This window comes from Sorangium sp. So ce726 (assembly GCF_051521405.1).
Classification (GTDB): domain Bacteria; phylum Myxococcota_A; class Polyangia; order Polyangiales; family Polyangiaceae; genus Sorangium.
Genome location: NZ_CP150349.1, coordinates 5,944,977 through 5,957,458 on the forward strand (window position 1 = coordinate 5,944,977; position 12,482 = coordinate 5,957,458).

Below are 12,482 nucleotides of genomic sequence, written 5' to 3' on the forward strand. Positions count from 1 at the left end.
CCTGCGAGGCCGTAGGCCGGCCTCGGGCGACCGTGCTAGCCTGGCGGCGTGATTTGCTTCTCCGGACCGGGAACGCTGTCATGAACCCGTTGGTCGGCGAGATCATCGACGGCAAGTACCGGATCGTCCGGCTGCTCGGCCAGGGGGGCATGGGCGCGGTCTTCGAAGGCGAGAACGTGCGCATCCGGCGCCGCGTCGCCATCAAGCTGCTGCACGCGAACATCTCGAGCCAGGCCGAGTCCGTCGCGCGCTTCGAGCGCGAGGCCCAGGCCGCCGCGCGCATCGGCTCCGATCACATCTGCGAGGTGCTCGACCTCGGCGTGCTGCCGGACGGCACGCGGTACATGGTCATGGAGTACCTCGAGGGAGAGACCCTCGGGGCCAAGATCGAGCGGATGGGGCGGCTCGGGCCCGAGATCACCGTCCCGATCATGGTGCAGGTGCTCGAGGCGCTCGGCGCCGCGCACGCCGCGGGGATCATCCACCGCGATCTCAAGCCCGACAACATCTTCGTCATCCCGTCGAAGGCCGGCCTCAGCAACTTCGTGAAGGTGCTCGATTTCGGCGTCTCGAAGTTCTCACAGCTCGCCGGCTCGGAGATGAGCATGACGCGCACGGGCGCGGTGGTCGGGACGCCGTACTACATGTCGCCTGAGCAGGCGCGCGGCTCCAGCCCCGTGGATCAGCGGACCGACATCTACGCCATGGGCGTTCTGCTCTTTCAGGCGACGACCGGTCAGGTGCCGTTCGATGCGGCGACCTTCAACGAGCTGCTCTTCAAGATCGTGCTCGAGCCGGCCCCCCTGCCCCAGCAGCTCGTGCCCGACCTCGACGTCGAGTTCTCCGGAATCATCCAGAAGGCGATGGCGCGCGAGCCGGGGAGCCGCTTCCAGAGCTGCGCGGAGTTCAAGAACGCGCTCCTCGCCTGGGCCGCAGCGCGGCCGAGCCTGGCCTTGCTGACCACGGGGCGGACGTCCTTCCCCCGGCTGTCGCTGCCGTCCCAGCCCGATACGACCACACCTCCGCCCACCCGCACCGAGCCGCCGTGGGGTGGCCAGAATGGGCCGGTCGTGCCCGGCATGGGCCAGACACCGCAGCTGACTGCGAACTCGTGGGGCGCCTCGTCAGGGGTCACGGGCCGCTCGACGCGCCCGGCGTCCAGGATGCCGCTCCTCGCCGCGATCGCCGGGGCGGCCAGCTTGTTTGGCGCGGGCGTCGCCGTCTGGCTCGCCTTTGGACACAGCGGGACGACGGGCGCGGCGACCGCGGATCCGAGCGCGGTCAGCGCGACGACCCTCCCGGTGCCCTCGCCCCCTCCTCCCACGCCGCCGACCGCCCCGACGTCCGAGCCGATCGTCACCGCGAGCGCGACGGCCGCAGAGCCCGCTCCGCCCGTCACCGCCGAGCCCGTCGCGGCGCCGACGGCCTCCTCGGCCCAGGTGAAGCCGCCCCCACCGCGCCCACAGCCTCCCCAGACGAGGCCGCTGCCCGTCACGAAGCCGCCGCAGACGACGCCGTCGACGAAGCCGAGCACGTCGCCCCAGAAGCCGCAAAAGCCGGGGGTGCCGGGCGACTTCGGCTACTGACGCCCGCGCCACGCAGGGCGCGCGGATCGAGCGCGCCACCGGGAGCGTATCAGGCCGCGCGCGTCACGCGGAGCCCACCGCTCAGAACGCGCCGCGCACCCCGAGGCCGGTTGGCGTTACGTAGGGGGCGATCCAGGCGGAGCTCGAGGGCTCTGGCTTGGACGTCAGCTCCAGGACGAGCAGCGTCACGCCGCCGGCGAGCAGCACGCCGCCCCCGATGAGGCCGACCGCACCGATCGTCTGCTGGGACGCAGCGTCGGAGTCGAGCGACCTGATCTTGGCCTGGACCACCGGGCCGCACTCCGCGCCGACACCGCTCTGTGATTCGCACCCACGCGCGGCGCTGAGATCGTTCGCTTCCTTCTGCGTCCCGCTGCTCTTGGCCAGGAACACCGAGCCCAGCACGACACCGCCGAGCCCGAGCGCCGAGGCCGCGATGCCCCCGCCCAGCATCGCCGCGTTCGTCTTTCGCTCCGGGGTGCCGGGCGGGGCGACAGGGGGAACCTCGGTCTGCCCGCCGCCCCAGGTGCCCTGCCCCTCGACCGAGCCTCCCGGCGGGGGAACCACGGCCGGACCTTCCGGGACCGGGATCTTCAGCTCCTTCCGCTCACCATCGCCGATGGTGACCCCCTGCTCGATCGGCGCGAGGCCCGGCGGAACCACGGTGACCACGTGATTCCCCGGATCGATCGGGCGATGCACGCCGAGCAGCGCGTCCGCGACCGGCTGGCCGTCCAGCTTCACGCCGATCTTCCGGCCGGCGGCGCCCTCCAGCGCGATGCGCAGCGACGCGATCCTGGGCTCGATCGCGGCGAGCTCCTCCCTCGCATCCTGCTGCGCCCTCTTGAAGGGAGACGGCGCGGTGGGCGGGAGCTCCTCGCGGACGATCCTCAGGTAGGTCTCCTTCGCAGCGACGAGCCGACCAAGGCGCACCTGTGCGCGCGCGGTCAGCAGGAGGTGCGTCGGAGCGTGCACGAGCGCCTCGGCTCGACCCAACAGATCGATCGCCTCCTCGAAGCGGCCGGACGTGAACGCTTCGGCGCCCTGCGTGGCCAGCGACCGGGCCGCTGCTCTGTCCTGGTCCGACTGCGCAAGTGCCTCGCCTGTCGGGAGCAGCAGGAACAGCGCCGCAGCGAACGGAACGCATCGTCTCAAGAGCACTCAGGCCTCCTCGCGCGCCACGCTATCACACGCCGTCGACAACGGAACAAATCAGCCCTCGCGGCGCCGCTGCCCGGGCGTAGGCGGGGCTTTCCGGCGAGAAACGCGCGCGTCGTGCGAGCCGCTCGGAGCCGCGCCGCAAGCGCCGACACAGGGCGCCCGCGGCGCGGCCGCGTCTGACGCTCCGTCTCGCGACCGCTGTGAACCGTCCGCACAGCGCGATGGCACCCATTCTGCTGCGTGGAACGCGCCATGGATTGCCTCCGCTCCTCCGCGCCCCTCGACGCGGGACTCCCGTCCTCGGAGCGATTCCTCAGGGGACGCCTTCTCGGGGGGCGGTACCTCGTCGAGCAGATGATCGGCGCCGGCGCGATGGGGCGCGTCTACCGCGCGCGGCACCTCGGGCTCGGGCGCGCGTGCGCGGTGAAGGTCATCCACGAGCGCGTCGCCGCGCCGCGCGTGGGCGGCAGAGCGAGCCGCCGCATCTGCACGACGCGCGTCGCCGCGTCGCCGCGCGGAGACGGCGACGGCCATCGAGGGTCGAGCGGCGTGAGCGAGAGGTCGCGCTCCGACGAGAGGTCGCGCTCCGGCGGCGTCCGCGCCGGAGACGCGGTGCTGAGGTTCCATGTCGAAGCGCTGGCGGCGAGCCGGCTCGATCACCCGAACATCGTGCGCGTCCTCGACTTCGGCTGCGAGCCGGTGAGTCTACACGGCGCGCTCGGCGCGAGCGCTGGCGGCCACGAGGCGGAGCCGCCCAGCCTCTGGTACCTGGTCACCGAGCACCTCGACGGCGAGGACCTCATCGACCTCCTGAACGCCGCGCCGATCCTGCCCCCGGAGCGCATCGTCTCGATCATGCGCCAGCTGTGCTCCGCGCTGCAGCACGCGCACGACGCGGGCGTCATCCACCGCGACGTCAAGCCCGAGAACATCCGCCTGGTGCCCCGCATCGACGACGACGGGGCGCCGTTCGAGCAGGTGAAGCTCCTCGACTTCGGGACGGCGAAGCTGCTCCACGACGAACGGTCCGGCGCGTTCGGCGGCTCGCCCCTGCTCCCCGTGCCCGACGAGGACGGCGGCAGGCTCGTCATCGGAACCCCCGCCTATATGAGCCCGGAGCAAGCCGCAGGGCAGCGTGTCGATGCGCGGAGCGACGTCTACGCGTGCGGCGTGCTGCTCTTCGAGATGGCGACAGGGCGGCTCCCCTTCGAGCGCCCGACGGCCGTCGCGCTCGCCGCCGCGCACGTCGAGTCCCCGCCGCCCCGACCGAGCGCGCTCCTGCCGGCGTTCGATCCGGATCTGGAGGCGCTGATCCTCCAGTGCCTGCGCAAAAATCCAGATGACCGCCCGCAGAGCGCGCGCGCGCTGCGCGAGGCGCTCGGGTACATCGCGCTTCGCCGGGCGCGCTCCGCCGCCGACGAGCACGCCGCGGTCAGCCGCTCTCCACGCCCCTCGGAGAGCGCGCGCCCAGCGACGGCGTCCTCGTCGCGCTGGAGGTCCTCCGCGGAGGACGCTGCCACGGCGCGCTCCGCGGAGGACGCTGCCACGGCGCGCTCCGCGGGAGCCTCGACGTGGGTGGGCTATCGCTCGCCGTCTCTGCCGGAGAGCGCGCACCTCGATCGGCCCTGCTTTCCGCCGAGCACGCGGCGAGACGACGCGTCCGCTCCAACGTGGGTCGGCCACCACTCCACGCCTTGTCCCCCGGCGGCGCTCGTCGAGGCGGCCTCGCCCCCGGCGCCGGATGGCGCGTCGTTGGTGGACGCGGCACCCCCGCCCGCCGAGGCGTCACCTCCCGCGCACGCTCCGGCCAGCGCCGAGCGCGCTCCGGCGCTCGACGCTGCGATCGAGCCGCTCTTCTTGCTTCGAGCGCACCGATCCTGCGGCTCGCGGAGCCTGGTCGCGCTGCGCCGACGCCGGCGCGGGCGTCTCGCTCCGGTCGTGATCGGCACCGTCGCTGCCACGGTGCTCGGTGGATCGCTGTGCCTGCTCTTCAACGCCGCAGGCGCCGCGCTCGCCACGCTCACCTCGCCATCGCCAGAGCGCGACGGCGACGCGCCCCCGACCGCCGAGGGACGCGCATGGCCGGCGCGCGCGCCAGAGCCGGACCCCACCTGCCCTGCGGGACCGCCGCGGTGAACGCCCCAGCCGGGCCGCACGCCGGGTCCGCGGCGCTGCTCGTGTGCGCGCGTTGCGGGCGCTGCTTTCTGCTCGTGCCCGGCCCCGGGATCGTCGCTCCGCAGGGGTGCGCGTGCGGAGCGCCCCTCACGCCCGCGCCGCTTCCGAGCGGTGTCCACGAGCTGAAACAACGCCGCGGAGCCCGCGCCTCGCCGCCGTCACACCGGAGCGCTCCATCGAGCCCTCCCCGCGCTCCGGATCAGGAGACCGACCTCGGGTACGGCGCGTCGCACGGGTACGCACCGGGGCACGGCGGGCCAACGGGCCCGGGCGACGCGCCAGCGCCTGCCCACGTGACGCCCGGATCGAGCTCGGAGCGATCGAGGAACGACAAGAAGCAGACCGACGGCGAGGGCTGAGGCGCGCGCGGTGCGAACGAAGCGCTCACCCCGCGTCCGGAGCGCGCCGAGCGCGCCGCGCTCCTCGATCTCGCCCGCGCCGCTGCGCGCCCCTGTACAGCCGATGCCCAGCGCAGCGCGCCCGATGGCGACGCAGTTCACGCTGGGCACCGAGTCTCCGATTCATGGCGGTGCGAACGGAGCTCACCGCGCGCGGCACGTCGTCTGCAAACGCTGACGCCGAACGAAACGCTGGACGCTGGCCTCCGCGTCGACGCGAGAGGACGGTCCTCGGCGTCACGCGGTGTCGAGAGGAGCGAACCATGTCCGTGCTGTTGTGGATCCTGTTTGGCCTCATCGTCGGCGTCATCGCCAAGCTGCTGACCCCTGGCCGCGATCCGGGTGGCTTCGTGGTCACAGCGCTGCTGGGCGTGGCCGGCTCCTTGCTTGGCGGCTTCGTCGGCCGGGCGCTGGGGCTCTATCCGTCGTATCAGTCGAGCGGCGGCTTCTTCACGTCGATCCTGGGCGCCATCGTCATCCTGGCCATCTACAACGCGACGATCGGCCGGCGAGCGACGAGGCCCTGATCGCTCCCGCCATCGACGGGCTCGCCCCGTCGCGACGCAGAGAGCTGCCCGAGCAGCGCGGCTGCAGGCACCACGCGGGCCGGCGCTGCGCGCCGATCCAGGCGGAAATCGAGCGCGACGTCCGGCGGCAGCGGCCGGATGGCGCCCGCGCCATAGCAGCGGTGATAGACGAGATCGCCCGGCCCAGCGCCCCGCCCGCCGAGCTGGTGGCTCCACCACCGCGAGTAGACGGTGGGGCGTTCGGGATCGACCGAGAGCAGATCCGAGCGCTCGAGCTGCACCTCGCCGTGATCGCCACGGTCCGCTGCGCCGTGCTTGGCGGTGAGCCGCCCCCCCTCGCCAACGCTGTAGACGATCCTGAACCCCTCAACATCGCCCTTGCCGTAGACGGCGCGCTGGACTCCCGGAGCGAAGAGCAGCGCGTGCGTGTAGACGAGGTCCACGGCGAGCGCGGGCAGCACGGTCCAGGTCAGCCAGTTGTTGCCCCAGGGCCGTTCCTCCGAGAAGAACGCGTAATAGCCGACAGAGACCTCGCCGTGCTCTCCGACCGCGCTGCGGTAGTACAGGACGTCGCCGAGCTCGCCCGCGCTAGCGACCGTCGATCCGACACAGATGGGCTGTTGCTCGATGGCCGCGCCGAGCTCCGTCGGCTCCGCCAGCTCACCGGCGACCGGGCACGGCAGCGCGCTCCCGCTCGTGAAGCTCGCGAGGACAGCCAGCGCAGCGATCGGGAGGGAGCGGCTCAGGAGATTCCGGACGGGCATCAGGCCGGACTAGGCTAGCGAGCCCGTCGCTATCCGCGCCAACACCAACGGCCGTTCGCGTTCGACGCCTCACGACCGCGGCGGCGAATGGAGATCTCCCAGGTCGCGCGGCTCTCCACGCCGCGGCGCTGGCATTGGAGCGCTCGTCAGTCGCGGGGCGCGCCGCGGCTCGCCGGCGCAACGCCGCCGTCGAACGCGCCGATCGCCCTGCCCGCGAGCGCCGCTGCGGCGAAGGTCACCGCCGCGATCACGAGCCAGGGCAGGAGTCGAACGCGCCGCAGCGGGCGCGCGTCCCTCCAGTGCGGCGTGACGGCGCTCCTGGCCTCGCTGCGCTCGCTCCCTTCTTCTGACGCGCATGGGTGTGCGTCTGTCCCGCGCAGCGTTGGCGTCACCTCGCCGCGATCGTCCCCTGACCTGCCCGCGACGACGCGCCGCGCGCCCGTGCGCCCGCGAGACCCGGGGGATCTCCGGCAGCCCCGCACGAGCAGCGACCGGTGCCGATCGCGCCCGCTCGCGACCTCGCGCGCGAGCGCGGCGATCTCCTGGCCCGCGAGCAGCCCGCGCTCGCTCGAGCTCGGCTCGTCGCCGCCGCTCGGCGCCCGGCGCAGCGACGCGAGCACCTCGGCGAGCGCCTCTTCCATCTGCGCCGCCGTCTCGAAGCGGCCCTCGGGATCTCGCGCGAGCGCGCGCCGGATCGCCTCCTCCAGCAGCGCGGGGCACGCCGGGCGGAGCGGCGCGATCGCCGGCACCTCGCCGGAGAGCACCGCGCCCATCGTCGCGCCATCGTCCTTGCGGTGGAACAGGCGACGCGCCGTGAGCAGCTCGAAGAGGATCACGCCGACCGCGAAGAGATCGGCCCGCGCGTCCACCCGCTGCCCGCGCAGCTGCTCGGGCGCCACATAGCCGAGCTTGCCCTTCACCGTGCCGCCGCCGCTCGACGGGGCCGCGTCGTCTGCCGAGCACGGGGAGCCGAAGGGGCCGGCGTCCTCCAGGCTGCTCATCGCCGTCATCTGCGCGACGCCGAAGTCGATGAGCTTGATCTCCCCCTCGAGCGAGAGGAGCACGTTCTGCGGGCTCACGTCGCGGTGCACGAGACCGACGAGCTTCCCGCCGTCGTCGCGGAGCCCGTGCGCGTGCCCGAGCGCTCGCAGCACACCCAGGCCGATCTCGATGGCCGCCTCGAGCGGGAACGGCCGCCCCTCCGCGAAGAGAGAGCGCGCGGCGGCGGCCAGATCGCAGCCCGGGACGTACTCGATCACGAGGTGATGGCGTCCTTCGTGAACGACGAAGTCGTGGAACCGGATCACGTTGGGGTGCTGAAGCCGGGCGCTGATCCAGGCCTCCCAGAGGAACATCCGCACGATCGACGGATCTCGCCTCGCCTCGGGGCGAAGACGCTTCACGACGACGGGGTGGGCGATACCTGCCGGCCCGCGCCGGCACGCGAGGAACAGCTCCGCCATGCCGCCTGCCGACAGGCGCGCGAGCAACGCATAGCCGCCGTCGCCCATGGGCAGGTCCATCTCTCGAACCCTCCACGGCAGCTCTGCCGCGCCCCCCTCGCTTCGCGTCGGCATCCCGAACGCGCGAAGCGAGGACGGCCGCCGCGCCATCCACTGCCGGAGTCGCCCCACCCCGGCCAGCCCCCGGACTTGCCCGCGCCGCCACATCGCGCCTTCGCTATTCACGCTGCATGCCACGGAAAGTGCCGCGGCAGCGTCACCTCCGAGCCATGGGCATCGCGCGGTTCTGCGTGGATCCCGCCGGATGAGAGCGCATGTCGGCAGCCGCAGAGACCCACGGCGAGCGCTGCTCCCGGCGGAAAATGCGGAAAACTCGATGGCCCCGTGTTCCACACAGCGGCGCAGAGGGGCGCGCGCAGCGTCGGGCCCGCCCGCGATGGAACGCAGATCAGGCCACGGTGGCGGGTGAGGCGCGGACGCGGCGCGCGAGCAGCGCGCGCAGCTCGCGGAACGAGACGACGCGCAACGCGAGGAGGAGGACGGCGTAGACAGCGACGCCCACCGCGATCGACGCCCACATGCCCGCGAGGACGCGCGCGACGTAGGCCGCGGTGACCATGACCGCCGTCGCGGCGAGGACCGCGAGGATGCGGCCGAGCTCCACGACGTGGGCCCAGCGCGCGGAGATACCCCACGACGCGATCAGCGCGCCGGCGCTCACGGCCAGCGTCGCGCACGCGGCGCCCATGGCGCGGTAACGCGGCAAAAGGAGCAGGTTCAGCGCGACGTTGGCGACGAGCGCCACCGCGAGCAGCTTCACCATCGCGACCTCGCGCTTCGCCGCGAGCAGCGGCAGCGTCACGACCTGGAACGCGAACGTCACGGGGACGCCGCACGCGAGGATCCGGAGGACGTCGGCCGCCGGGGCGTAGTCGCCTGCCCCTCCGTAGACGAGCTGGATGACGTCTGGCGCGAGCAGGAAGATGCCGGCGGCGACGGGCAGCCCGAAGAGCGCGGCGACGAGCATGCAACCGCCGTAGAGGCGCCCGAACGCGTCGCGATCCTGGACGTAGAGGCGCATGCCCGCCGCGAAGGCGGCGCCGAGCAGGACGTCGGGGAGCATCCTGAAGTTCTCGCTCAGCACCCAGGCGGCGCTGTAGATCCCGACGGCTTCCTCGTCGCAGAGCGCGCGGAGCATGACGCGGTCGATCTGGAGCAGCGCGCTCGAGAGCGCCCCGAGCGCGCCGATCGGCAGGCTGCGCTTCACGATCTGCCAGAGCTCGGCGGTGGACGTCGTGAGCTCGGGCCGGTAGAGGCGGGAGCGGAGATAATGCGAGGTGATGGCGAGCTCCAGCACGTTGCCGAGAAGGAACGCCACGGCCGCGGCGACGACGCCGAAGCCGAGCGCGAGCAGGGCCGCCGAGAGCGCGATGACGAACAGCCGCGCGCCGAGCTCCGCGTACAGGATGTACTGGAACCGCTCGTGGGCCTCGAACGAGAGCCACATGGTCGAGTAGAGCAGCGTCGCGAGCTGCGAAGCCGCGGCGAGCACGATGAGCTGCGCGCCTAGCCCCGAGCGCGTCGCCAGCACGACGGCCACGGTCGCGCCGAGCACCACCGTCCCCGTCACGCCCCGGATGGCGAGCGCTGCGCCGAGGTGTCGCGGTCCGAGCTCGGGCTTCACGGCGACCTCTCGGGCCAGATATCCCCTCACCCCGACGCCGGCGGCGATCGTGACGATCCCCGCGATCGCGAGCGACGCCTGGAACTCCCCCCAGGCGGCGACCCCCACCTTCCGCGCGAGATAGCCGACGAACACGACGCCAAGGACGGCCATGATCGCCTGCTTCAGGAGCATCAGCGCCGCGTTCAGCGCGATGCGCCGGCCATCCTTCATGAACACCTCCCGGTGTCCCCATGCTGTCGGGTACCGCTGTCCGCGCAGCAGGACCGGTCCCGATTCGAGCGTCGTGCGCCCCCAGAGAGCGTCCGTCTCGCGCAGCGAGCGCTGCCCGGCTGCGCGAGCGCAGCCTCGATCAGCGAGCGCCGTCACCCGAGCTCAGCACGAAGCGCCGTCCGAGACGCCGCTCGATCACGAAGCGCCGTTTGAAACAGCGCTCCGACACGAGACGCCTCTCAACCTCGAAGCCCCCGAGGGCAGGAGGATCGCCGGCGCAAAAGGGGTCGGCGATCCTCGGAGCGGGACACGGGATTCGAACCCGCGACCCTCAGCTTGGGAAGCTGATGCTCTACCAACTGAGCTAGTCCCGCGCGAGGTGGAGGAAGCTTCTACCGAATCCGGGGCCGCTTAGCAACCCCTTCATTTCGTTTTCGATCCCGACGCCTTCGCCCGCGCCCGGTCCGACCGGAGGCGGGGCTCGGCGCACGCGCGCTCCAAGCCGCGCCGCTACCGGCGCGCACGCGCGCGGAGCGCGGGAGCGGGGGCGCCGAGCGTCTCGCCCGGTAGCGGCGAGCGCGCGCGGATGGCGCTGTCGCAGTCGCTGGTCGCCGCGGCGATCGCGCTGGAGATCTCGATCGTGCCCGCGTCCGGCGGGATCCACGGCAGCTGGTGCAGGATGGGCCTGTCCGACGGCAGCCAGCGCAGGCTCCGCGTGACGAGCACGACCGGGTGGTTGCTGTCCACCAGCTCGCTCGCGAGGCGCGCGCCGCCGAACGGGGCCGGCGGAAGATCCAGGCAGACGAGGCACGCGTCGAACCGCTCGGTCGCCGACGCGAGCAGGGCGTCGTCGATCGACGAGGCGTCCACGATCTCGACGTTCGTCAGCGCACCCTCGATCGCGCGGGCGAGCGCGTCGCAGGTCGCGGCGCGGGCGTCGTGCGCAAGCAGGATCCTGAAGCCGCGCACCGAGCGCGGCCCAGGCCGGCGGGCCTCGACGACCTGCAACCTGCCCGAGGGCGGCGTCTCGCGCTCACGAGGTGCACGTCGAACGGTCATGGACTCCCCTTCCTCAGCTACACCAGGGCAACCGTGCCCCAGGCTAACACCCCTTGAGCTCAAACTGACCAACCTTTATATGAGGGCGCGCTTCTTTCCTCGTCGCCGGTTCTCGTTCGTCTCGGGTCTCGGTTCACAGCCGCGGCGCTCGCAAGCACGCCGCGACGCGGCATGCCAGCAAGGTCTACGGAAACATCTACGAAGGACGGTCACGCATGAGTCGGTTTCTCATCTCCACTCCTTGCGAGTGCCAGGCAAGCCTGTCAGCCACCCTGGACGAGCACCGGCACGTCACCGCCGGGTGGGCCACCCGGAGTCCCCGGGGCCGGTCGGCCGCCGGTGAAGCCGACAAGGAGCTCGCGCCGGCGCACAGCATCAACGCTCACCTCGACCGGTTCGACGTGGCGTGGTTGTGCCCCTACTGCGGGCGCAACACGCTCCGCACCTTCGATGCGGGCGCCATGAGGCGGCTGCCTGCGGCGAGCGCATCGCCCGCGGCAGGGCTCGTTCCTCCCGGCACGACTTCCTCGCCGTGAGGCCCCCGATGCGCCGCGACCTCGTCGGTCCGCGCGTCGAGCAGATCCATCCGCCGCGCGCCTGAGCCGGGGCAGGCGCCGTGCGGTCGCGGCCGCGCGGCCCCGCGCGGCGCTGCTGCGCAGCATCTCCCGCGCAGGCGCGAGCGTCCGGGCGCGACCGATTCATGGCCCGTCAACCCGCCGCGCGTCGGGCCCATTCCCACCCTGTCGACGATCAGCACCGGCGCGCTCCGGAGCGCGCCGCTCTCCCGCTCAGCTGCCTTTTCCCGCCTGCGACGTGCCCATTGTGCCGAAGACCCAGTCCCAGAGCGGCGACGACACACCCCACCGGGCATTTTCTCCCGTGTGGTGATGGACCATGTGATGGCGCTTGATCCACTTCCCCCAGCGCGAGCTCATCCGGAAGTGATGAATGGCATAGTGCGTCCCGTCGTACGCCAGGTATCCAAGGCCGAAGCCGATGAACAGCGGGTCCGCCGGAACAGGGCCAAAGGCGACGCGGAACAGCGTGTAGAACGCGACGCCGAGGGGGATGCTCGCGCCGAGCGGCATCACCAGCCGGTCGGCATCTTGCGGAAAATCATGGTGCACCCCGTGGAGAACGAAATGCATCCGGCGCTGCCATAGGCGCGGCCCGACGTAGTGAAACACGTATCGGTGCAGGACATACTCGGCGAACGTCCATAGAAACAGGCCGACCAGCGAGAGCCCGAGCCCGGTCAGGAAGCCGACACCATGGCGGGCGGCGCGGACGCCCAGATAGCCGTAGACCGGCAGCCAGAAGACGAACGGCGTGATCGGATGAATCCGCGAAAACCGCTCGATGAGCGGCGTCTCGAACATTTGGCATGTCGCTGGACGCGCGGTGCGCTCGGTGGAGGTGACGGTCATCGTGCACCCCTGGTACCGCATTTAT

Annotated in this window: 10 protein-coding genes and 1 tRNA gene; 4 read left to right on the forward strand and 7 right to left on the reverse strand. The window is 72.2% G+C overall.

What is annotated here, in order from left to right:
- Positions 1 to 80 precede the first annotated feature (80 nt).
- The gene (locus WME79_RS22205) at positions 81 to 1,586 is read left to right on the forward strand and encodes a serine/threonine-protein kinase (protein WP_437538708.1); all 1,506 of its coding nucleotides are present in this window, start codon (positions 81 to 83) and stop codon (positions 1,584 to 1,586) included.
- Positions 1,587 to 1,667: 81 nt separating this feature from the next.
- Here the strand turns inward: WME79_RS22205 and WME79_RS22210 are convergent, their stop codons facing one another.
- On the reverse strand, positions 1,668 to 2,747 hold the full coding sequence (locus WME79_RS22210; RefSeq protein ID WP_437538710.1) for a hypothetical protein: 1,080 nt from the start codon (positions 2,745 to 2,747) through the stop codon (positions 1,668 to 1,670).
- Between the two features lie 252 nt (positions 2,748 to 2,999).
- Here WME79_RS22210 and WME79_RS22215 point away from each other — a divergent pair, with 252 nt between their 5' ends.
- Positions 3,000 to 4,883, forward strand: coding sequence for a protein kinase domain-containing protein (locus WME79_RS22215; protein ID WP_437538712.1), 1,884 nt, complete (start codon positions 3,000 to 3,002; stop codon positions 4,881 to 4,883).
- A gap of 700 nt (positions 4,884 to 5,583) precedes the next feature.
- The gene (locus tag WME79_RS22220) at positions 5,584 to 5,847 is read left to right on the forward strand and encodes a GlsB/YeaQ/YmgE family stress response membrane protein (protein WP_437538714.1); all 264 of its coding nucleotides are present in this window, start codon (positions 5,584 to 5,586) and stop codon (positions 5,845 to 5,847) included.
- Here the strand turns inward: WME79_RS22220 and WME79_RS22225 are convergent.
- The 5 genes from WME79_RS22225 to WME79_RS22245 form a co-directional block, all read right to left on the reverse strand.
- Positions 5,808 to 6,611, reverse strand: a complete 804-nt coding sequence (locus WME79_RS22225; protein WP_437538716.1) for a hypothetical protein — start codon at positions 6,609 to 6,611, stop codon at positions 5,808 to 5,810. The genes WME79_RS22220 and WME79_RS22225 overlap by 40 nt on opposite strands.
- 146 nt (positions 6,612 to 6,757) lie before the next feature.
- Positions 6,758 to 8,134 carry a serine/threonine-protein kinase gene (locus tag WME79_RS22230; RefSeq protein WP_437538718.1) on the reverse strand — a complete coding sequence of 459 codons (1,377 nt, stop codon included), beginning with the start codon at positions 8,132 to 8,134 and terminating at the stop codon, positions 6,758 to 6,760.
- A gap of 388 nt (positions 8,135 to 8,522) precedes the next feature.
- On the reverse strand, positions 8,523 to 9,971 hold the full coding sequence (locus WME79_RS22235) for a flippase (RefSeq protein ID WP_437538720.1): 1,449 nt from the start codon (positions 9,969 to 9,971) through the stop codon (positions 8,523 to 8,525).
- 301 nt (positions 9,972 to 10,272) lie between these two features.
- Positions 10,273 to 10,345: transfer RNA gene (locus WME79_RS22240), tRNA-Gly, on the reverse strand.
- A gap of 136 nt (positions 10,346 to 10,481) precedes the next feature.
- On the reverse strand, positions 10,482 to 11,030 hold the full coding sequence (locus WME79_RS22245) for a hypothetical protein (protein ID WP_437538722.1): 549 nt from the start codon (positions 11,028 to 11,030) through the stop codon (positions 10,482 to 10,484).
- 215 nt (positions 11,031 to 11,245) lie between these two features.
- Between WME79_RS22245 and WME79_RS22250 the strand changes: the two genes are divergently transcribed.
- Positions 11,246 to 11,566: a hypothetical protein gene (locus WME79_RS22250; RefSeq protein ID WP_012236580.1), complete on the forward strand. Its 321-nt coding sequence runs from the start codon at positions 11,246 to 11,248 to the stop codon at positions 11,564 to 11,566.
- A gap of 252 nt (positions 11,567 to 11,818) precedes the next feature.
- On the opposite strand, the gene WME79_RS22255 is transcribed toward WME79_RS22250, so the two are convergent.
- Positions 11,819 to 12,457 carry a sterol desaturase family protein gene (locus WME79_RS22255; RefSeq protein ID WP_437538724.1) on the reverse strand — a complete coding sequence of 213 codons (639 nt, stop codon included), beginning with the start codon at positions 12,455 to 12,457 and terminating at the stop codon, positions 11,819 to 11,821.
- Between the last annotated feature and the right edge of the window lie 25 nt (positions 12,458 to 12,482).

Excerpts from the sequence above, each read along its gene's own strand:
- WME79_RS22205 (WP_437538708.1), top strand. The coding sequence starts at position 81 with ATGAACCCGTTGGTCGGCGAGATCATCGACGGCAAGTACCGGATCGTC.
- WME79_RS22220 (WP_437538714.1), top strand. The coding sequence starts at position 5,584 with ATGTCCGTGCTGTTGTGGATCCTGTTTGGCCTCATCGTCGGCGTCATC.
- WME79_RS22225 (WP_437538716.1), bottom strand. The coding sequence starts at position 6,611 with ATGCCCGTCCGGAATCTCCTGAGCCGCTCCCTCCCGATCGCTGCGCTG.
- WME79_RS22235 (WP_437538720.1), bottom strand. The coding sequence starts at position 9,971 with ATGAAGGATGGCCGGCGCATCGCGCTGAACGCGGCGCTGATGCTCCTG.
- WME79_RS22255 (WP_437538724.1), bottom strand. The coding sequence starts at position 12,457 with ATGACCGTCACCTCCACCGAGCGCACCGCGCGTCCAGCGACATGCCAA.
- WME79_RS22215 (WP_437538712.1), top strand. The coding sequence starts at position 3,000 with ATGGATTGCCTCCGCTCCTCCGCGCCCCTCGACGCGGGACTCCCGTCC.
- WME79_RS22245 (WP_437538722.1), bottom strand. The coding sequence starts at position 11,030 with ATGACCGTTCGACGTGCACCTCGTGAGCGCGAGACGCCGCCCTCGGGC.
- WME79_RS22250 (WP_012236580.1), top strand. The coding sequence starts at position 11,246 with ATGAGTCGGTTTCTCATCTCCACTCCTTGCGAGTGCCAGGCAAGCCTG.
- WME79_RS22230 (WP_437538718.1), bottom strand. The coding sequence starts at position 8,134 with ATGGACCTGCCCATGGGCGACGGCGGCTATGCGTTGCTCGCGCGCCTG.